This window comes from Pseudomonas sp. Yb2C2 (genome assembly GCF_052112325.1).
Lineage (GTDB): Bacteria > Pseudomonadota > Gammaproteobacteria > Pseudomonadales > Pseudomonadaceae > Aquipseudomonas > Aquipseudomonas marginalis.
The window spans coordinates 94348-113928 of the sequence record NZ_JAVAJK010000020.1 but is presented as its reverse complement, the minus strand read 5'-3'; the positions used below and the strand labels follow the sequence as shown (position 1 = coordinate 113928).

Genomic DNA, 19581 nt, shown 5'->3' with positions numbered 1-19581 from the left:
ATGAACGTGATCCTCTCTGACGCCGAGTTCGTGCAGTTCCGTGACCTCATTTATCAAATCGCCGGCATCAGCCTGTCCGACGCCAAGAAACAGTTGGTGAGCGCTCGCCTGGCCAAGCGGCTGCAAGTGTTCAAGCTCAATACCTACGGTGCGTACTACAAGGTGTTGATGAAGGACAGCGTGGAGTTGCAGGTCGCGGTGGACATGCTGACCACCAACGAAACCTACTTTTTTCGTGAGCCCAAGCATTTTGACTTCCTGCGCGATGTTGCGTTGCCCGAGCTGCGCGGCAGCGGGCCGTTGCGCATATGGAGTGGCGCCTGCTCGACCGGCGAAGAACCCTACACCCTGGCAATGGTGTTGGCAGACAACCTCGCCGGCCGGCCTTGGGAGATTGTCGCGTCGGACATCAGCAGCCGGGTATTGGAAAAAGCCCGCCTTGGGCGTTATCCCCTCGACGGCATACGCGGCATCCCCGAGGCGCTGTTGAACAAGTATTGCCTCAAGGGCGTGGGCGCCAACCACGGTTGTTTCATGGTCGACCCGGCACTGGCGGCGAAGATCGATTTCCAGTCGATCAATCTGAATAACCCGCTGCCGAAACTGGGGATGTTCGATGTGATCTTCCTGCGCAACGTGATGATCTATTTTGACAACGACACCAAAGTGCAGGTGGTCAAGCGCCTGGTCAGCCACCTCAAGCCGGGCGGGTACTTTCTGGTCAGCCATTCGGAGAGCCTCAACGGCATCACCGATCAGCTGCGGCTGGTCAAGCCTTCCATCTACCGGAGGCCGCATGCCTGACAGTCGACCGCCCAACGAGGTGTTCCTGAATCCCGGCGATTGGTTTTTCGGCTCGGGTGCGATTCGCCTGCGTACGGTGCTGGGATCGTGTGTTGCATTAGTGTTCTGGCATCCCCGGCGCTTGCTGGGGGGCATGTGTCACTACCTGCTGCCACAGCGCGCCGTGACCAAACAGGGCGTCCTGGATGGTCGCTACGGCAACGAAGCCTTTGAACTGTTGCTCGCTCGAATACAGTCGATCAAGGCCCTGCCGACGGAGTTCAGGATCAGCGTATTCGGCGGTGGGAACATGTTTCCCGGGCTTGTGCGCTCGGACAATGATTACGTCGGCCAGCGCAATGTCGAACAGGCCATGCGCCTGCTCGACCTGCATCAGTTGCGGTGTCAACACTTCCATGTGGAAGGCGTGGGTTATCGGACGATTGTGTTCGATCTGGCCAACGGCGAAATCGAACTCAACTACCTGGCCTTGAAGTGAACCCCCAGCAGCCCTCATGGAGAGCGTGCGACATGAGCCTTATCAAAGTGCTGATCATTGATGATTCCGCCGTGGTGCGTCAGGTGCTGACGGCGACCCTGGGGCAAGACCCCGCTATCGAGGTTATCGGCGCGGCGGCAGACCCGGTGTTCGCCATGGACAAAATGAACAAGCAATGGCCGGATGTGATTGTGTTGGACGTGGAGATGCCACGGATGGATGGCATCACGTTCCTCAAGAAGTTGATGGCCGAACATCCCACGCCCGTGGTCATCTGCTCCACGCTGACCGAAAAGGGTGCGGCCACCACCATGCAGGCGCTGGCGGCCGGCGCGGTCAGCATTGTGACCAAGCCACAACTCAACCTGCGCCAGTTTCTGACCGACAGTGCCGATGAATTAGCGGGGGCCGTCAAGGCCGCCGCGCGGGCCAATATGAAACGCATGGTGCCTTCCAGCGAGCGCGCTCCCGCCAGGCTGACGGCTGACGTCATATTGCCGGCGGGCGCCCAGGCAATGGCGCGCACCACCGAGAACATTGTCGCCATTGGTACGTCCACGGGCGGCACCCAAGCCCTGGAATTGGTATTGACCGCCTTGCCCAGGGTCTGCCCGGGCATCGTCATCGTGCAGCACATGCCCGAACACTTCACCGCCGCGTTTGCCGAGCGCCTCAATCGATTGTGCGAGATCGAGGTCAGGGAGGCGAAGAACGGTGACCGGGTTATCCCCGGTTGTGCGCTGATTGCCCCTGGTGGTCGGCACATGGTGCTCAAGCGCAGCGGTGCCCAATACCAGGTGGAAATTGTCGACGGACCTCCGGTCAGCCGGCATCGACCTTCCGTTGATGTACTGTTTCGTTCGGTGGCCCGCAGTGCCGGGAGTAACGCGCTGGGGATCATCATGACGGGGATGGGCGACGACGGCGCCCGGGGCCTGAAGGAAATGCACGACAACGGCGCCCGCACCCTGGGCCAGGACGAAGAGTCCTGCGTGGTGTATGGCATGCCCAAGGAGGCGTTCAAACTGGGGGCCGTGGAGCGTGAGTTGCCCCTTGAGCAGATATCGGCGGCGATTCTGCACTCCATGCATCAGCGCCGCTGACGGTTCGGGGTTCTGTGCTGATTGATGAGGCGTTCCGGCAATCCGTTCCGGGCCCGGCTGGCGTTTCAGTATGGGGCATGGTGGGCTCAGGGCAGGGAATCAATAGCCTGTAACACCGCACAGGCAATGGTCTTCGTAATGGTTCGACGTTGAGCGTTATCGAGCATCGGGCTTAACCAGGTGGGTAGACTGTTCAGCATGGGCAAAATGGCCGTGAGCGCACCCTCGCGCAACGGCCCGCCCGGTGGATGGCCTGCCTGGCCGATCAGATCCATTATTTCCGACTCATAGGCACGCCGCAGTTGCTGGACGCTTGCCTGCATCGAGTCGCCCAGGCAATTGGCGTCCATGACCGCCAGCTTGAAGTGTCCGGTCATGTGTTCATGCAATTGAAGGTGACAGTCGATCAGTTGGGCCAGGCGTTGATCGGGTGCCAATCCGCGATTCTTGATGCCGTGCACCTGGGACAACAGGGTTTGATACAGCTCCATCAGCAGTTCGTAAAGCAGCGCCTCTTTGCTTTCCACATGGTGATAGATCGCCCCCGGGCTTATACCGACATGCGCGGCGAGTTCACGCATGCTGACCTGGTTGAAACTGCGCTCCTTGAATAACTCCGAGGCTTTGCGCTGGAAGTCTGATCGGTTCAGCACACGCCGTGCCTCGGATTGCGCACACGCCTGGCGCTCCGGCACACCGGCCACGCGTTCATGTCCCGGGCGCCTGCTGCCGGGCAATTTCCTGATTGCGCAGGATAAAGCGCTGCAACTTGCCGCTGGGGGTCTTGGGGAGTTGCTCGACGAACTCCACTTCCCGGGGATAGGCATGGGCAGCCAGGCGCTGCCGTACATGCAGGCGCAGTACTTCGGCCAGCTCGGCGCTGGGCTGGTACTGGCTGTCGAGCACGACAAAGGCTTTGATCAGCTCGGTGCGTTGCGGGTCAGGTTTGCCGATCACCGCCGCTTCGATCACCGCGGGGTGTTCGATCAGCGCGCTCTCGACGTCGAACGGCCCGACGCGGTAGCCGGACGTCGTGATCACATCATCATTGCGGCCGACGAAGCTGATACTGCCGTCGTCATTCAGCTCCACACTGTCGCCGCTCAGGTAATAGCGCCCCACAAAGGCCCGGGTGGGCATACCCAGGTAGCCATCGAACCAGCACAGGGGCGAGCGCTCGCGATCCACCGCCAGGACGCCCGGCTGACCCGCCGGCAATTCCCGATGCGCGTCGTCCAGCACGACGATGCGGTAGCCGGGCACCGCATAACCCGCCGAGCCCTCACGGACCGGGTGACGCAAACCATGGTGATTGCACAACACCATGCCGATTTCCGTCTGGCCGTAATGATCGTGAATGGTCACGCCGAGCTGCTCGGCAAACCAGCGGATCACGTGTGGGTTGAGCGGCTCGCCGGCACTGCTGACGGCACGCAGGCGGCCGCGCACGGCGTCGGCGAACGCTGCCCCCTCGGCGATCAGCAGGCGATAGGCCGTTGGGGAGCCGGCCAGATTGCTGATGGCGTACTTGGCAATGACTCGGCAGGTACTTTCCACCGTGAAAGGGCCGTTGTAGAACAGCGTGGCATGACCACAGGCCAGCGGGCCGGTCACCGCGTAATACAGGCCATAGGCCCAGCCGGGATCGGCCAGGTTCCAGAACCGGTCGTCCTGCTGCAGGCCAATGGAGTCGCGCATATAACCCTTGAAGGCGAGAATGGCGCGCAACGGCACTTCCAGAGGCTTGGCCGGCCCCGTGGTACCCGATGTGCACATCAGCAGGAACGGCGCGCTGGCGTCCAGCAGTACCGGTTCGCACTCGACGTCTTGGCCGTCCAGGATGCTCCAGAACGGGTAGTCGCCGGGGTTCTGCGGGCCCTCGCCGGTTACGATCACGCTTGGGCAGTTGCCGATCTCATCCAGCTTGGGACGGTTCTGCGCATCCGTCACGATCCAGCGCGCGTTGGAGCAGCCCAATCGTTGCTCGATCGCCTTGGGACCGAATGCGGTGAAGAGCGGTTGATAGACCGCGCCCACCCGCCAGGTCCCCAAGATGGCAATCAGCAGTTCAACCGTGCGCGGCATCAGGCCGGCAACGCGGTCGCCCGGTTTTACCCCTTGCTCGCGCAAAAAATGGCCGAAGCGGGCGGCGCTGGCCTGCAATTGGCTGAATGTGTATTGGGCGGCGCTGCCATCCTGCGCTTCGCAATACAACGCCACGGCGTCGTCGTGGGCGTGCCGGTCGCAGCATTCGACGCAGGCGTTCAGGGCAGTCAGGTCGCCTTGCAAAGCCAGTTCGGCGGTCTGCTGGTAATTGAAGGATGTGGCCACAGCTTGATAATCACGCATAACGACACCTGGTTCTTATTGTTGGGTTTGTACGGCCAATAGTTGCGCTGCTCACGACTCGGCCCGTGGCGCTAGCTGTCCATCATGTCGGCCGCTTGCTGGGTCGCCTGGCTGGTGCGGGTCGCCAGCTTGCGAACTTCATCGGCGACCACCGCGAACCCGCGTCCGGCTTCGCCAGCGCGGGCGGCTTCAATGGCGGCGTTCAAGGCCAACAGGTTAGTCTGGCTGGCGATGCCCTGGATGGTGGCGACAATGTGCGTCAGCTTGCGCAGGGTCTCCTGCATTACTCGGTGCTGGTGTTCCTGAGCCTCACGCATGCTGTTTTCTTCATGGTGGGCATGGATATCGGTGATGGCGCCCACCACTCTTTGCGGGGAACCGTCCTCTGCGCGTCGCGTTTGCCCACGGCCGCGAAACCAGCGGTAATTGCCACTGCTGTGCTTGAGCCGATAATCGACATCAAAGGGTGTTTTTCCGCTGCGGTCTTCGACGTGGGCGACAAACGCCGCGATTGCCCGTGCGCTGTCGTCTGGATGCAAGCGTGAGGTCCAGCTTTCCAATGTGTTGGGAAATTCCTCAGCCGTGGTGTACCCCAGCAGTCGCCGCATTTGCGAAGACCACCAGATGGTGTTGTTCGGGTTCGCCGGATCACCCGCCACCACCTCTATGTCCCAGAGCCCGTCATGGAGCATTTCACGGGAAATCTCGAAGCGTGTGGCCGCCAGTTCGAGTGACTCTTCGTGCAGGCGCTGTTCATGAATGTCACGCAGGCTTCCGCCGACGGCGACCGGTACGCCTTGCGCATCCCGGCGCGCCACACCGCTGATCCTGCGCCAACGATAGTCACCGTCTGATGCAAGGGCCATGCGTACGTCCAGCGCAAAGGGCGTTCGCCCGCTGCGATCACTCAGGTGCCGGGCCAGCGCGTCGAGAAGGCGTTGCCGGTCCGTCGCGTGCAGGTGCTCGTTCCAGCGGCCAAGTTGATCAATACCTTGGGTCGGGATCGACGCGGACCCTGTCCACCTCATGGCCCACTCCGGTGCGGGTGCAGCAACACCTGCCGGTTGCAGTTCCCAAAACAGGTCACCTGCGCCTTGAGCGATAAGTGCCCAGCGCGCCTCCTGCTCCTGTAAAAGCGCGTCGCGGCGGGCCAGGTGCTCGGCCAGTTGGGTGGCTTCCAATGCCAGCGCGTGTGTCTGTGCTTTCAGGGCTCGCCGCTCTTGCAGCAATGTCTCTACGCCCGCCAGGATGCGACGCAATAACGGGTTGCTCGACGACAGCGGTGTACTCGCCTGGTCAGGCTCATCCAGTCTGTCGGCAAGCGGAGCCAATACCCAGCGGCTGGTTCGGCTGAAAAAGAGCATGGGGCACCTCTATCTCGGATCAAATGGGGTCAATCGCCATGGGCTGTGTGGGTATGCGGACAAGGGCCTGTTGGTCAAAGGCTGTCGCCCCTGGCAGCGCTTGCCAGGCCAGTGGGCCGGCGGCGATTTCCGGCGCGCTCAGCAGGCAGTGGTCGAGCTCGCGCTGTAACGCGTCGGTGTCGAGTCCCTGGCCGATAAACACCAACTCCTGCCGGCAGTCGCCGACCACGCTGTCCCATTTGGCCCTGATGCCCCGCAGCCGGTATTCGTCCCGGGGCCATTGCGACGGCTCGATGAAGTTCCACCAGCGCCCGACATAGTCCCACTGGAACCGCTTGCCGCTTTGCACCAGCAGGCCGGTTTCCAGGTGGCGGCTGGCGAGCCAGAAGTAACCTTTGCTGCGCAGCAACCGCCCGTTGCACCAGGGCTGCTGGAGAAAGTCGAGCAACCGTTGCGGGTGGAAAGGCGCGCGCTCACGGTACACCCAGGACGTCACGCCATAGGTGTCCGATTCGGACAACGGCGCGTCGGTCGCTTCCATTTTCCGCATCCAGCCCGGCGACGCTGCGAGGCTGGGTAAATCAAACAGATGGGTGCCGAGGAGGCTGGCTGATGGGATGTTACCGTGGGCCATCGGCATGATCCGCGCCGTCGGGTTAAGCCCTGTGAGGATCGCCTGCACGGCCTGGTACTGCGCGGCATCGATGAGGTCCAGCTTGTTGACGAGAATGACGTTGGCGTACTCCACCTGTTCGATCAGCAGATCGGCCAGGTGGCGCTTGGGTGCGTCTGGCGTGGCGTCGTCGCGATCAACGGTGTCCGGCGATTCGAGCAGTTCCTGGAAGCGACTGCCATCGACCACCGTCACCAAGGTGTCCAGGCGCGCCAGTTCGCTGAGGCTGAAGCCGTCAGCGTCAAGGAAGGCGAACGTCTCCGCGACCGGCATCGGCTCGGAGATCCCCGTGGATTCAATCAGCAGGTAATCGAAACGCTGTTGGCGTGCGAGCATACTGATCTGCTCGAGCAAATCGGCGCGCAGGGTGCAGCAGATACAACCGTTGCTCATCTCGATCAACTCATCGCGACCACGGTGCAGCGCGACATCGCGCTGCACCTCTTCGGCATCGATATTGACTTCGCTCATGTCATTGACGATGACGGCCACGCGCAGGCCTTCGCGATTGCGCAGGATGTGGTTGAGCAGGGTGGTTTTGCCGGCGCCGAGGAAGCCCGAAAGGACCGTCACCGGCAGTCGGCTTGCCTGGGCGCCGTCTGTCATGGGTTCACCGCGTGCGCGCCGGCGGCCTTGTCCAGGTAGCTTTCGAACAGGTCGACCACCACAAAACCCTCATCGGCCGCATCCCCCCACAGGTCTTTCACGGAAAACTCGACGTGGTAGGTGGGTTGATGGGCGGCGCTTACATCGCCATGCCCAATCGCGTCGGGGAACGGCCATTTCTCTGACGTGCGGTGCAGGACCACGCCTTCCTTGCCGCGCACGTAGGCGGGCATGCGGATGTGCCCAGCCACATATTCGTCTCGCACCACCACCCGATCCCCCACCTCGAAGGGCGGCCGCCCCGTGATCGCCGGGCGGCCCTCGGCATGGGCGGGATTCGCCAGCTTGAAGTGGGAGCCCAAGGCCTGATCAAGCTCCGCCTGGGTGATCACGCCGGTTTCGACCAGCAGGGTGGCGGTCGCGATGACGTAGCGTTCGTAGTACTGGGTGCCGACATGCTGGCGCACATCCAGGCGTTCGACGGCGTGACGCACTTCGTCCACGCTGAACTTTTTCAAGTGGTCGGCACCGATGAACATCAAGCTGTAGGCCAGATGCTCCCAGTCCTGCTTGAACACCTGTTTGTAGCTCAGGCTGTTGATGGTGTGAGGGACTTTTCCAAAGCCTTGGAAACCGCCGAGATCGTGAAAGCCATCCATAATCAAAACTCCGGGAGTGAACGATGATGAGGTGTTGTTTTCAGCCCACGCGGGGCAGGGCGACGCCGATCAGCACGTCTTTGGTCACCAGCGTTCGAAGCTGCTCTTCGCTCATGTGTGCTGAGCCTTCAGGCCTGACCGGCACGACCAGGTAGCGGCTTTCGGCGCTGGTGTCCCAGACCTTGACCACCATGTCCCGGGGCAACTCCGTCCCCAGCTCGCGCAGTACCGTGCGCCCCTCCCGGACCAGGCGTGCGCGAAACTCGAAACCCTTGTACCACTCCGGTGGCAGGCCGAGGACCGGCCAGTTGGTGCAGGAGCACAGGCTGCAGACAATCACGTTCTTCAGCGTCGGCGTATCCTCCAGGGCGACGATGTATTCGCCCTGGGGGCCGGTGTAGCCGAACTGGGCGCAGGCCGCGGTGCCGTCCTTGAGCAACAGTGCCCGGAACTGCGGATCGACCCATGCCTTGGCCACCACACGGGCGCCGTTCTCGGGGCTCCAGCCGTGCTCCATCAATTGCGAGAGCTGCTCGACATAGCCCTCCGGGATGAGTTCCTTGCTCTTGAGGACTTGAAACAATGCCCAGGCTCTTTCGCCGGGCGTTGAAGTCGCTGTATTCATGGGGTCACTCCTATCAGTCAACACGGTGGTAAAGTCATTGGATTTCTTATTGTTCTACGGGCGCCGGCGGCGCCCGTAGACGGCTCAGAGCGTGCGCCAGTCCACGGATGCTTCAAACGCCGCCGCAGCCTGGTAAAGGGTGCCTTCGGCATAGTGTTTGGCGACCAGCATCAGCCCGACGGGCAGGCCGTCTACCCGCCCGCACGGAATCGACAGGGCGGGATGCCCGGTGATGTCCTGTGGCGCGGTGTTGCCGATCATTTCCAGCGCGCGCGCCACGTACTCAGTGATCGAGCAATCCGCCGGTGGGTGAGGTTGGGCAATGATCGGCGTAGTCGGCATCACCAGCAGGTCGTAGGTCTGCAGCGCCTTGTCATAGCCCTGCCGGGCGAAGCGCGCGAGGTTTTGCGCCTTGGCGTAATAACGTCCGTTGTAGTGGTTCAGCCCGTATTGGCCGACGAACATGCACAGCTTGAGCGACGCGGACAATTGGTCGGCCTGCTCGCGCCAGCCGACCTGTTTGTCCAGCAGGCCGACATCGTAGAGGCCTTTCCAGTTAAAGCCCGCGCCGTTGCCATGCATCATCTGCATGGTCAAGCCTTCGCAGCCGATGGGGTGCCACAACGAGCCCGCCAGGTTGTGCTCGGGAACGGACACCGCCTCGACCTGTGCGCCCAACGCCTCGAGACGGGCGATGGCGTCACGCACTTTCTCGGCGACGCGAGGGTCCTGGTTGGCCAGTGCGAAGCCCTCTTGCAACACACCGATTTTGAGCCCGCGCACGCCCCTCGACAGGTAGCTGTGATAGTCGTCGACTTGCGGCGCAGCCTGGCGCGGGTCAAGCCCATCCGCGCCGGCCATGGCTTGCAGCATCAGCGCGTTGTCGCGCACGTTGGCGGTAATGGGGCCGACATGATCGATCGTGGCTTCAATCGCCATGACCCCGGAGTAGGGCACCAGGCCGTGGGTCGGCTTCATGCCGTAGGTGCCGCAGAAGGATGACGGGATTCGGATGGACCCGCCTTGATCACCGCCAACGGCCATGTCCACCTCTCCGGCCGCGACCAACGCTGCACTGCCCGAGGAAGATCCACCGGCGGCGTAACCGTGACGATGGGGGTTGTGCACGGGGGCTGGGTCAGAGGTGTGACTGCCGCCGGACAAACAGTAATGTTCACAGGTGGCCTTGCCCAGGATCGTCGCCCCGGCATCCAGCAGGCGCGTGACCACGGTGGCGTCGAATGAAGGCACGAAACCGGCCAGCGGCGCAGCGCCGTTCATGAGCGGCACGCCTGCCAGGGCGATGTTGTCTTTCAGCGCGACGGTTTTGCCGGCCAGCAGGCCCTCACGGGCCCCGTTCACTTCAGCCCGGTAGTACCAGGCGTTCAACGGGTTTTCCTTGTCCGAGGGTCGATAGCCCGAACTGCGTTCGTAGCGTACGGGCGGAACGAAATCAGGCAGCTCATCGACCAGGTCGTACGCGTCGAAACTCGGTTGCATCAGGTCCAGGTACTGCGCAGCCTGCTCCGGCGTCAGCTGCATGTGCAACTGGGTGGCGAGGTCCTGCAGTTGATCAAGCGTGGGTCGAATAATGGCCATGATTTTCCTTGATTTCATCGATGATCGGCGGGAAGACTTGAGGCTGTTCAAACACTTCCAGCACTTTCGGGGTCGGATCGTTCCGGGTCGTAATGGAGAACAAATTAGGCCTCTTTTGCCACTGCGGCTTGGTTGAACAGGACACTCGCTTGGCTGAACAGGACAGCTCAGCCCGGTGCCACTTCATGGTCAGATGCCTGTCAAAAAGTGGCCCCGACCCCATGCGCTAGAGATGAGGGCCAAAAAATAATCGGGACGAATGGGGCGGTGCCGGGTGTCAGCTTTGCGCGACACCTGCATCACGCAACATGCCGGTCTGCGGGTGGCAGTTGATGTACTCGAACAGCTGGCTCCTGGCGTCCGAGACCGACACTTCGTGGTACAGCCGCAACTTCACCAGGCCGGCCGCCACGCGGAAGAAGGTGACAAAGATGCGCAGGTGGGTGGGATGGGATTCCGCCCAGCGTTCCAGTTTCTCGACCGAGCGCCAGTGGCCGATGTTGTAGCTCATGTCGAGGAAGTTGCCGTCGAGGTCGATATTGCGCACGAATCGATTGCTGTAGCAGCCCAGGGGGGCTCCGTTATCGCGCAGGAAATCCATGCCGTCCTGCAATGTCGGCAAGATTTCGTCGAGGTACAGTGAACGCTCGTCAGCCTCGGCGTCAGCCCAATCCTGGCCGGAGCGAATCAGCGCGATGTTGTCATGGCCCATGACGATGACACGGCCACCTTTGGCCGGGTCTCCCTGCACCACCTTCAGTTCGCCCGTGGGGCTCATCCAGTCGGTCTGGGACGCCGGGAAACGATCGCGCATCGAGCCCCAGTAACCGTGCTCTTCGATCTCGCCGCTGGTGGTGTCCATGATCGCGCCCACCCCCGGCAACTGCGTCTGGAACGCATAGAGGGTTTCGAACTGCTCGGCACGCGGCGCGGTGATTTCGCGAAAATAACCCAGGCCGTCGTTCAGGCGATCCGGCGATGCCCACCAGTCATTGACGGGCGGTGATCGCAACCAGCGGCAATAGGCCGCCGCATCCTTCCAGTAGCCGACGATCATCAGGTTGTCGTAGCCACTGTTGTCCGTGTGATGGGTCAAGTCGTGGGTCTGCGGGCCGTCGGGCAGGCTGAAGCTGCCAACGATGTCGCGCATGGCCTTAAGGGCACGCTCACGCTGCGCCTCACCGCGAAACTGCACGCCCAGGTAAGCCATCGCTACCTGCTTCAATTGTTCGCCAGCGCGGCCGACCCACATAGGGAAGGGCGGCTGGTAGTCCTCGGGCACCCGGCGGGACAACGTCCGTGGGCATCTAAGGTGTTTGTCGATCGCAGATTCCATGGGCGGCTCCTTGTTTTTTTCAGGTTCAGGCGTAGCGGGCTGGACAGGCTGTGAGGTCATAGTCAGGCAGGTACGAACCGCCTCGCTTTGTTCGCCAGGACAACCGTTTGGTTGGAAAAGACAGATGCCCGATGCCAGGGCTCAGGAGTGATAAAGGGGCAGGGCGTGGTCTGAATTTTGCTTTCCAAGATCGACCGGCAGCGTGTCGCTGCTTCAAGTCGTTGCATTAAGGTGAGTGCCATGGCTCAGAACAATCACTATTCCACCCTTGCCGTTTCGCAACCGCGTCGCTTCGATTACTGGAAAGAAGTGGTGTGTCGCCATTGTCTTATGGCTGACAGCAAACCCTCGACCCAGAGCGATTTCAACGGAACGCTCCAGGTCTCCGGCGTAGGGGCGTTGGATGTCTCCAGGCTGTCGTCCCCGCTGCACCATTGGGTCCGTTCCGAGCGGCATTTACGCAGTGGCCCCGCAGACGACCTGTGGCTGGGCTTCACCCTCAATGGGTATGGCGAACTTGAGCAAGAGGGGCGCAAGGCCACACTGGGCGCGGGTAATTTGTTCCTTTATGACGCAACCCGGCCGTTCCGATTCAGCCTGGGGGGGAGCGAAAACCACTTGATGCGCATCCCTCGGCAGTTGCTGACTGAGCGGTTGCCGCGTGTTGCGGAATGCACCGCAATGGTGCTGGATGACCGCCGCCCCGGCGTGGTGCCGCTGCGCGAGATGCTGCGCCAGATGGCGAACACTCCCGTGCTTCTGGAGGATGGAGGCATTTGCAATCGTTACTCCAACACGATAATCGACCTGCTCGTGATCAGCCTGGAACTTCAGGACCTGAAGACGACCCATCAGGAGCTGGATCTTTATGCGCGGATAATGACCTACATCCAGCACCACCTGAGCGAGCGAGAACTGTCGATCGAACTGATCGCCCAAGCCCACCACGTGTCCACCCGCACGGTGACCCGTGCATTCGCCCGTCATCAGAAAAGCCCGGTCGCGGAGATCTGGAAAGAACGGCTGAATGCCAGTCGCGCGGCTATCGAGTGCGGCCAGGTGCGCAGCGTTTCCCAAGCCGCACTGGACTTCGGTTTTTCCGATTTCTCCCACTTCAGTCATGCTTTTCGCAAGGCGTTTGGGGTTGCGCCGCACACGCTCTTGACGCGCAATTGACGGGGCCCCAAAAAAAAGGCGGGGGTTATTAGCGTCCTGCTCGATAAAATTGACGAGATAAAAGGGTTAAGTTGCTAGCGATCCCCCTGCCCACCTCACGGACTTGCCCCTCGTAGCAGCTGCCGAGCGCAAGCGAGGCTGCGTCAGGCGCACTGCCGATTCAAGCCCGAGTCGCGGCCAACGCAGCCTCGCCGGGGCTCGACAGCTGCTACGAATACCAACCCCATCAAGGCCCCCCGTAGCAGCTGCCGAGCGCAAGCGAGGCTGCGTCAGGCGCGCTGCCGATTCAAGCCCGAGTCGCGGCCGACGCCGCCTCGCCAGGGCTCGGCAGCTACGGATTTGACAGGCGTCAGGGTGCTCCCACCTCAGGAATGCTCGATCACCATCACCGCCGTGGTGTCCGCCTCAAGTGCCTCGAACACATGCGGCACATTCGCCAGGTAGCTGATGTAGTCGCCGGCGTTGAGCAACACCGGGCCACTCGCCGGGCCGATACGTGCACTGCCACTGCACAGCACCACATGCTCTACGGTGCCCTGCGGGTGAGGCTGAGACAAACGAACTTCGCCGGGCTGCACCTTGAGTCGGTAGATGTCGCGCTGTACGCCGGCCGGGCAATCGGCAAGCAGGGTCGCTGCGTAATGGGCCGTCTCGGCATAGGCGGTCATGCCCTCGTTGGCGCGAATCACCCGCAGGGCCTGCCGGGGTTGTTCGAAGAACCGGGTGACTTGCAAGCCCATGGCCATCGCCAGCGACCACAAGGTTTCGATGCTGGGGTTACCGATACCCGACTCCAATTGAGACAAGGTCGACTTCGCTACCCCGGCGCGCTTCGCCAGCTCGGTCAAGGAAAGCCCGGCGGCCAGGCGCTCGCGCTTGATTGACAGCGCCAGCAGATCGATTCGACTCAGATTATTTCCCGGCAGATTGTTCGTTATATCGGTCATTTGTTTTATAAACCATCCTTAAATGGGTTGACGCTCTTGGGCACCATGTTCAGTATATCGGCCATACGTTCATTATAAAGTTGTATTTGCCAGCCTATTTCCCCGCGAACGGTGGCTTGGGCCATGGCGATGTCGATAGCAAGGAAGCCGTGAGTGATGAAGTCGCAAACCCGTGGGACGCTCGAAATGATCTCGGCCATGGTCATCTCCGGCACAGTCGGCTGGTTCGTCGTCATGTCGGGGCAGAGCCCGGAGGCGGTGGTGTTCTGGCGTTGCCTGTTCGGCGCCCTGGCGATGCTGGTCGCGTGCCTGGCGCTTGGGGTGCTGCGTCGCTCCCGGATCACTGCCCGGCAATTCCTTTTGGTGTGCCTGGGCGGGGTGGCGCTGGTCCTCAACTGGGTGCTGCTGTTCGGTGCCTACACCCATTCCTCTATTGCCATTGCCACGGTGGTCTACCACGTTCAGCCGTTCATGCTGGTCGGCCTGGGTGTGCTGTTTTTTGCCGAACGCCTCAGCATCGCCAAGGTCGGCTGGCTGCTGTTGGCCTTCGCCGGGCTGATGCTGATCGTGTCCGCCAAGGGCCGTGGGCAGGCCACCGGTGCCGACTACGTGCTGGGCGTCTGCCTGGCCCTGGCTTCAGCCTTCTTCTATGCCGTGGCGGCGGCGATCACCAAGCGTCTCAAGGATTTGCCCGCGCACCTGATCGTGCTGATCCAGATGGTGGTCGGCGTGCTGGTGCTGGCACCGTTCGTGGACTTCACTGGGGGCGAAACGCTCAAGGGCGCCTGGACTTACCTGATCATTATCGGCGTGGTCCATACCGGGCTGATGTCGACCCTGCTGTACAGCGCCATCCAGAAAATCCCCACGGCGCTGGTCGGGGCGCTGTCATTCATCTATCCGATTGTTGCCATCCTGGTCGACTGGGTAGCCTTCGCCCATCCCCTCAGCGCCCTGCAGGTGATGGGCGCAGGCGCGATCCTGCTGGCGGCGGCGGGCATGAACTTTGGCTGGTCGCTGGGCCGCGCGGGGCGTCAGGACGTGATGTAAGGTCGGGCGCCCAACCGCCATCGAGTCAAAAGACGTCACGCCAACCACTGGCGACGACGCGCCTGGGAAGAACATCGATGAATGCGCGTGGTTCTGGCGTCACGGCCTGTCATAATCCGGGGCGCGCCTGGATCCGGGAGCGAGTGGCGCAGTGAACTGCCCATCTCCATGGCTCTCGGCCGTCCGGCCTGATTTCACCCCCCTCAAGGAGTCCGTGCCATTCATGGTGCTGTTCAATCGATTGAGCGCGTTTTCGACCCAGGCGCGCAGGGCACTGGGACTGGTGTGGGAAACCTCGCGGCCACTGTTCACGGGGCTGTTGCTGGCGACGATTGTCGCCGGACTGCTGCCTGCACTGGCCGCCTGGATTGGACAGCGCATCGTTGATGGCGTGGTCCACGCCATGCAGGTTCATGCGGCCGGCAGCCAGGCCCCCGTGTGGCCGGTGATGCGCTACGTGCTGGCCGAGGCCGGGGTGCTGGCTTTGTTGGCGGCGGCGCAACGGGCGCTGTCGATGCAGCAGTCGCTGTTGCGGGTGAAACTGGGCGTGAAGGTCAACCTGATGGTCCTGGAGAAAGCCCAGACCCTTTCGCTGCTGCAATTTGAAGACGCCGAGTTCTACGACAAGCTGGTGCGCGTGCGCCAGGGGGCTTCGACGCGCCCGCTGAGCCTGGTGACCAAAGGACTGGGGTTGGTGCAGAACCTCATTTCGCTGGTCAGCTTTGCAGTCCTGCTGGTGCACTTTTCGCCGTGGGCCCTGTTGATTCTGGTGGTCGGTGCGTTGCCGGTGTTCTTCGCCGAGACGCATTTCTCCGGCAATGCGTTCCGCCTGTTCCACCGGCGTGCACCGGAGACGCGCCGGCAGAACTACCTGGAATCGTTGCTCTCCCACGAGTCCCATGCCAAGGAGGTCAAGCTGTTTGGCCTGGCACCGCTGTTCCTCCAGCGCTATCGCGACAACGCCCAGCGTTTGTATACCGAGGACCGCCAATTGACGTTGCGCCGCGATGCCTGGGGCTTCGCATTGGGCCTGCTGGGCACCGCAGCGTTTTACCTGGCCTACGCCTGGGTGGTACTCGACACCGTGCGTGGCCAGACGAGCCTGGGCCAGATGACCATGTACATCGTGCTGTTCAAGCAGGGGCAGGCCGCAATCACCGCCAGCCTCAGCGCCATTGCCGGGCTGTACGACGACAGCCTGTTCCTCTCGGACCTGTATGAATACCTTGAAACCCCCGTGATCACGCCACATGGCCGGCTCACCCAGGGTGCGCGCCCTGGCGATGGCCTGCGCTGCGAGCAGGTGGGGTTCACCTACCCAGGCGCCGGATCCGCCGCGCTGCGCAATATCAGCCTGCACCTGGCACCGGGGAAAAGCCTGGCCCTGGTGGGTGAAAATGGTTCCGGCAAGACCAGCCTGATCAAACTGCTGACCCGTCTGTATACCCCGGATGAAGGCCGCATCCTGCTGGATGGCAGCGACCTGCAGGAGTGGGACGAACACACCCTGCGCCAGCGCATCGGCGTTATTTTCCAGGACTACATCCGCTACCAGATGAGTGTCGGCGAAAACCTCGGCGTGGGGGACGTCGAGGCCCTGGACGACCAGGCACGCTGGCGCAGCGCTGCCACTCAAGGCGTGGCGGCGGAATTTATCGAGCGCTTGAGCCATACCTATTCAACCCAGCTGGGACGCTGGTTTGGAGGCCAGGAACTGTCCGGGGGGCAGTGGCAGAAAGTGGCCTTGTCGCGGGCGTACATGCGTCAGGATGCCGATCTGCTGATCCTCGATGAACCCACTGCCGCGCTGGATGCCGGGGCTGAAGCGGCGGTGTTCGAGCACTTCCGTGAGCATGCCAGGGGCCGCATGACCCTGCTGATTTCCCACCGTTTTTCCAGTGTGCGCAGTGCGGATCACATTATTGTGTTGGAACGCGGGCAGATTCTGGAGGAGGGCAGCCATAACCAGCTGATGGCTGCGGGTGGACGTTATGCCGAGCTGTTCGACGTTCAGGCGCGGGGCTATCGCTAGAAGACCCACCGCCGCGTATCTGCCGATCCCTCCAAATGACCTGTACAGATCGCTATTTGGCAGGGCTGGATTTGAATACGCCGCTGAGGACAAACGCATAGCGTTCCGGACGGATAAAGAAGGTGGTGCGGTCGCAGCAACGGCCGTCGGCAAAGTAAGAGCTGCGTTCCATCACCAGCAATGCGGCACCGCGTTTGACGTGCAGGGCACTGGCCAGGCTTGCATCGGCTGCTTGCGCACGGATGGCCAGGTCGGCACGGGTGACGGCCTGGCCGGTGATCGACTCCAGGATCGAGTAGATCGGTTGATGCTCGACGTCCGTCCAGACCACGCCGGCCAACTCGGCCGGTAGATGGCTGCGGCCCAGGGCGATAGGTTCGTCATCCACGAAATGCAGGCGCTCCAGCAGCAGGCAATCGTGGGCGCCTTCAAACAACTCCTTCAAGGCTTCCGGAACGGGCTGCAGCGTGTGGCTGATCACCTGCATGCTCGGTTTGAGCCCTTGCAATAACAAGGCTTCATGGAAACTGCGCAACGCATCCAGGCCATGCCGAACCTGCTTCGCGGCGACGAACGTGCCCTTGCCTTGCTTGCGCTCCACCACGCCGTCGTCGCTGAGCTTGCCCACTGCCAGGCGCACCGTGACGCGACTCACGCCAAAGCGTTCGCCCAGTTCGGCTTCTGACGGCAGTTTGCCGGTGGGTTCGAAATCGCCGCGCTGAATCTCTTCCAGCAAACGATGGGCGATCTGTTCGTAGAGCGAGGTGGTGCTGTCGCGCAGAATGGACGTGGACACGGTCGGCTTCCAGGGGCCTCGGAGTGGGGCGGTGCGCCTTCACTTCTAAGGTTATAAAAATAGGTTATTGGGACAACTTGTATTAATACGTATTATGTCAGGCATTCCCATTGTAAACGACCTGACGATACTTGCCATGCCCGACTCCTTGCCTTACGCACCAACGCAAGCCGACGCCCTGACGGTCGATCACATCAGTTTCAGCTACCCCAACGGCCATCGGGTGTTCAACGCGTTCAGCCTGAACGCCAAGCCGGGCGAATTCGTCGCGATCCTCGGGCCGTCCGGCTGCGGGAAAACCACGCTGCTGAATCTGTTGTCGGGCTTTCAGCAACCCCAGAGCGGCCGGATCAGCATCAACCAGACCGCCGTGCGCCCTGAGCGCTCGGAGTTGGGGTATGTGTTTCAGGCGCCGCAGCTGTTTCCCTGGTTGAGCGCGCTGGAAAACGTGCGTTTCGGCCTGCGGATGACGGCGCAGCTCAGCGAGGCGCAACAGCGTGCCCAGGCGTTGCAGTATTTGCGCCTGGTCGGCCTGGAGAACGCGGCACAGCGCTTGCCCCATCAGTTGTCGGGCGGCATGCAGCAGCGCGTCTCCCTGGCCAGGACCTTGGCATTGGAGCCCAGCGTATTGCTGATGGACGAACCCTTCGCCGCGCTGGACGCCATCAGCCGCAACAGCATGAATGAAGAGACGCTGCGGATCTGGGCCGAGCTGGGTCAGACGGTGCTGTTCATTACCCACGACATCGACGAAGCGGTGTTCCTGGCCGACCGGGTCATCGTGCTCAACATCGCCCCCGGCGGTATCCATAGCGAACTGGATATTCATTTGCCGCGCCCGCGTTCCAACCTGAAAACCCGTCGCCTGCCGGCCTTTCTCGATTACCGCAATGAGCTGATGGAGCGCATTTCCCAGGTCATGGGCGCGGCCGAAGCCATCGCTAACCCCACCCGCCAACCCGAGTTAACCCCATGATCAAACGTTCGCTGCTTGCTCTTTCCTTGTCTGTTGCCGCCTTGGCAAGCAGCACAGGTGCCGTGGCCGCTGAAGAGAAACCCCTGCGTGTGGGGTATGTGTTCGCCATGGCCAACGCCCCGGCGCTGATCGCCGACAAGCAGGGTTACTACCGCGAGGAAGGCTTGAATGTTGACCTCAAGGCCTTGGGCGATGGCCCGGTGATCCAGCAGGCGCTGGTCGCCAATGAGCTGGATGTGGCCTATGTGGGCACGCCGCCGGTGTACCAGTGGTTTTCCCGAGGTTTGCAAAGCCGGATTCTGGCCAAGGTCAATTACGGCCAGGCGGCGGTGATTGTCGATGCAAAAAGCCCGATCAACAGCCTGGAGCAGCTCAAGGGCAAAAAGCTCGCCGGGGTCAAGAAGGGCAGTGGCATGGACGTGCTGTTGCGCGGCTATGTGCTGAAAGAAAAAGCCGGGCTCAACCCGGACAAGGACCTCGACATCATCGACATGCCACCCGGCAACATGAACGCGGCGCTGGAGCGCGGCATCGTCGACGCGGCGTTTTCCTGGGAACCCTTTGTCAGCCAATCGTTGCTGCGCGGGTCGAGCCGGATTCTGCTCGACGTCAACCAGGCACTGCCGAACTACCCGTGGTACGTGGTGATCGCGCTGCCCAAAACCTTGCAGGAACGACCGGACGACGTGGTCAAGCTGCTGCGTGCGCACCGCAGGGCCATCGCGTTCCTCAACGAGCATCCCGACGAGTCGAATCGCATCATCGCCGAGGCGTTCAAGCTTGAAGCGGTCCAGGGTCCTGACGGCAAGACCATTGCCCCGGAGGCCATCGTCGCCCAGGCGCGCACGCGATTGGGCTGGTCGGCGGACTTGCAGCCTGCGGATATCCAATTCATCCAGCGCCTGATGAATTACTCCCACGACCTGGGCTTTATCGACACCACGCTCAAGACCGAGCAGATTGTGGATACCGCCTACCTGGAAAAAGCCTCGCGCTGAGTCTGAGCCT

The 19581-nt window shown here is 61.9% G+C and carries 17 protein-coding genes and 2 pseudogenes; 8 read left to right on the top strand and 11 right to left on the bottom strand.

Features of this window, described 5'->3' with window-relative positions; translation table 11 throughout:
- Genes Q8X51_RS24655 through Q8X51_RS24645 form a run of 3 tightly spaced genes read left to right on the top strand, consistent with a single transcriptional unit; the run spans nt 1 to nt 2385 of the window.
- Entirely contained in the window at nt 1-804 is an 804-nt protein-coding gene (locus tag Q8X51_RS24655; protein ID WP_027605691.1) for a CheR family methyltransferase, read from the top strand.
- Nucleotides 797-1282 (top strand): chemotaxis protein CheD, encoded by a 486-nt coding sequence (locus tag Q8X51_RS24650; protein ID WP_065948700.1) that lies wholly within the window; start codon nt 797-799, stop codon nt 1280-1282. The genes Q8X51_RS24655 and Q8X51_RS24650 overlap by 8 nt, the downstream gene beginning before the upstream one ends.
- A gap of 32 nt (nt 1283-1314) precedes the next feature.
- Nucleotides 1315-2385, top strand: a complete 1071-nt coding sequence (locus Q8X51_RS24645; protein ID WP_065948701.1) for a protein-glutamate methylesterase/protein-glutamine glutaminase — start codon at nt 1315-1317, stop codon at nt 2383-2385.
- A gap of 86 nt (nt 2386-2471) precedes the next feature.
- Here Q8X51_RS24645 and Q8X51_RS24640 read toward each other — a convergent pair whose 3' ends face one another.
- The 9 genes and pseudogenes from Q8X51_RS24640 to oxdA all read right to left on the bottom strand — a co-directional run bounded on the left by Q8X51_RS24640 (nt 2472) and on the right by oxdA (nt 11596).
- Nucleotides 2472-3035: a TetR/AcrR family transcriptional regulator gene (locus Q8X51_RS24640; protein WP_065927797.1), complete on the bottom strand. Its 564-nt coding sequence runs from the start codon at nt 3033-3035 to the stop codon at nt 2472-2474.
- 58 nt (nt 3036-3093) lie between these two features.
- Nucleotides 3094-4734 (bottom strand): AMP-binding protein, encoded by a 1641-nt coding sequence (locus tag Q8X51_RS24635; protein ID WP_407694524.1) that lies wholly within the window; start codon nt 4732-4734, stop codon nt 3094-3096.
- Nucleotides 4735-4829: 95 nt separating this feature from the next.
- Nucleotides 4830-5069, bottom strand: a pseudogene (locus tag Q8X51_RS24630) (methyl-accepting chemotaxis protein); the annotation flags it as partial.
- Nucleotides 5070-5099: 30 nt separating this feature from the next.
- Nucleotides 5100-5762: pseudogene (locus Q8X51_RS24625) on the bottom strand (PAS domain-containing protein); the annotation flags it as partial.
- 355 nt (nt 5763-6117) lie between these two features.
- Complete coding sequence (locus tag Q8X51_RS24620; protein WP_407694523.1) at nt 6118-7377, bottom strand: GTP-binding protein; 1260 nt, start codon at nt 7375-7377, stop codon at nt 6118-6120.
- Nucleotides 7374-8036, bottom strand: a complete 663-nt coding sequence (nthB, locus tag Q8X51_RS24615) for a nitrile hydratase subunit beta (RefSeq protein WP_074846644.1) — start codon at nt 8034-8036, stop codon at nt 7374-7376. The genes Q8X51_RS24620 and nthB overlap by 4 nt, the downstream gene beginning before the upstream one ends.
- Nucleotides 8037-8076: 40 nt before the next feature.
- Nucleotides 8077-8661 carry a nitrile hydratase subunit alpha gene (gene nthA / locus Q8X51_RS24610; RefSeq protein WP_407694522.1) on the bottom strand — a complete coding sequence of 195 codons (585 nt, stop codon included), beginning with the start codon at nt 8659-8661 and terminating at the stop codon, nt 8077-8079.
- 84 nt (nt 8662-8745) lie between these two features.
- On the bottom strand, nt 8746-10260 hold the full coding sequence (locus Q8X51_RS24605; protein WP_074846648.1) for an amidase: 1515 nt from the start codon (nt 10258-10260) through the stop codon (nt 8746-8748).
- 277 nt (nt 10261-10537) lie between these two features.
- A complete protein-coding gene (oxdA, locus tag Q8X51_RS24600; RefSeq protein WP_074846650.1) occupies nt 10538-11596 on the bottom strand; it encodes an aliphatic aldoxime dehydratase in 1059 nt (352 codons plus the stop codon).
- A 240-nt stretch (nt 11597-11836) separates the two neighbouring features.
- Between oxdA and Q8X51_RS24595 the strand changes: the two genes are divergently transcribed.
- Complete coding sequence (locus Q8X51_RS24595; RefSeq protein ID WP_065927700.1) at nt 11837-12772, top strand: helix-turn-helix domain-containing protein; 936 nt, start codon at nt 11837-11839, stop codon at nt 12770-12772.
- A 365-nt stretch (nt 12773-13137) separates the two neighbouring features.
- Here the strand turns inward: Q8X51_RS24595 and Q8X51_RS24590 are convergent, their stop codons facing one another.
- Complete coding sequence (locus tag Q8X51_RS24590; protein ID WP_065927699.1) at nt 13138-13719, bottom strand: helix-turn-helix domain-containing protein; 582 nt, start codon at nt 13717-13719, stop codon at nt 13138-13140.
- 156 nt (nt 13720-13875) lie between these two features.
- On the opposite strand from Q8X51_RS24590, the gene Q8X51_RS24585 reads away from it, so the two are divergent.
- Together Q8X51_RS24585 and Q8X51_RS24580 are read left to right on the top strand one after the other, a co-directional pair.
- Entirely contained in the window at nt 13876-14769 is an 894-nt protein-coding gene (locus Q8X51_RS24585; protein ID WP_323146327.1) for a DMT family transporter, read from the top strand.
- Between the two features lie 223 nt (nt 14770-14992).
- Nucleotides 14993-16801, top strand: coding sequence for an ABC transporter ATP-binding protein (locus Q8X51_RS24580; RefSeq protein WP_065948708.1), 1809 nt, complete (start codon nt 14993-14995; stop codon nt 16799-16801).
- A 52-nt stretch (nt 16802-16853) separates the two neighbouring features.
- On the opposite strand, the gene Q8X51_RS24575 is transcribed toward Q8X51_RS24580, so the two are convergent.
- Nucleotides 16854-17597, bottom strand: coding sequence for a GntR family transcriptional regulator (locus Q8X51_RS24575; RefSeq protein ID WP_065927695.1), 744 nt, complete (start codon nt 17595-17597; stop codon nt 16854-16856).
- 136 nt (nt 17598-17733) lie between these two features.
- Between Q8X51_RS24575 and Q8X51_RS24570 the strand changes: the two genes are divergently transcribed.
- Nucleotides 17734-18573 (top strand): ABC transporter ATP-binding protein, encoded by an 840-nt coding sequence (locus tag Q8X51_RS24570; protein WP_065927694.1) that lies wholly within the window; start codon nt 17734-17736, stop codon nt 18571-18573.
- Entirely contained in the window at nt 18570-19571 is a 1002-nt protein-coding gene (locus Q8X51_RS24565; RefSeq protein WP_407694521.1) for an ABC transporter substrate-binding protein, read from the top strand. Before Q8X51_RS24570 ends, Q8X51_RS24565 begins: the two co-directional genes overlap by 4 nt.
- The last annotated feature ends 10 nt before the right edge of the window (nt 19572-19581 follow it).

Bases quoted from the DNA above. Each gene is read 5' to 3' on its own strand.
- Q8X51_RS24655 (WP_027605691.1), top strand. From the start codon at position 1: ATGAACGTGATCCTCTCTGACGCCGAGTTCGTGCAGTTCCGTGACCTC.
- Q8X51_RS24650 (WP_065948700.1), top strand. From the start codon at position 797: ATGCCTGACAGTCGACCGCCCAACGAGGTGTTCCTGAATCCCGGCGAT.
- Q8X51_RS24645 (WP_065948701.1), top strand. From the start codon at position 1,315: ATGAGCCTTATCAAAGTGCTGATCATTGATGATTCCGCCGTGGTGCGT.
- Q8X51_RS24635 (WP_407694524.1), bottom strand. From the start codon at position 4,734: ATGCGTGATTATCAAGCTGTGGCCACATCCTTCAATTACCAGCAGACC.
- Q8X51_RS24620 (WP_407694523.1), bottom strand. From the start codon at position 7,377: ATGACAGACGGCGCCCAGGCAAGCCGACTGCCGGTGACGGTCCTTTCG.
- nthB (WP_074846644.1), bottom strand. From the start codon at position 8,036: ATGGATGGCTTTCACGATCTCGGCGGTTTCCAAGGCTTTGGAAAAGTC.
- nthA (WP_407694522.1), bottom strand. From the start codon at position 8,661: ATGAATACAGCGACTTCAACGCCCGGCGAAAGAGCCTGGGCATTGTTT.
- Q8X51_RS24605 (WP_074846648.1), bottom strand. From the start codon at position 10,260: ATGGCCATTATTCGACCCACGCTTGATCAACTGCAGGACCTCGCCACC.
- oxdA (WP_074846650.1), bottom strand. From the start codon at position 11,596: ATGGAATCTGCGATCGACAAACACCTTAGATGCCCACGGACGTTGTCC.
- Q8X51_RS24595 (WP_065927700.1), top strand. From the start codon at position 11,837: ATGGCTCAGAACAATCACTATTCCACCCTTGCCGTTTCGCAACCGCGT.
- Q8X51_RS24590 (WP_065927699.1), bottom strand. From the start codon at position 13,719: ATGACCGATATAACGAACAATCTGCCGGGAAATAATCTGAGTCGAATC.
- Q8X51_RS24585 (WP_323146327.1), top strand. From the start codon at position 13,876: ATGAAGTCGCAAACCCGTGGGACGCTCGAAATGATCTCGGCCATGGTC.
- Q8X51_RS24580 (WP_065948708.1), top strand. From the start codon at position 14,993: ATGGTGCTGTTCAATCGATTGAGCGCGTTTTCGACCCAGGCGCGCAGG.
- Q8X51_RS24570 (WP_065927694.1), top strand. From the start codon at position 17,734: ATGCCCGACTCCTTGCCTTACGCACCAACGCAAGCCGACGCCCTGACG.
- Q8X51_RS24565 (WP_407694521.1), top strand. From the start codon at position 18,570: ATGATCAAACGTTCGCTGCTTGCTCTTTCCTTGTCTGTTGCCGCCTTG.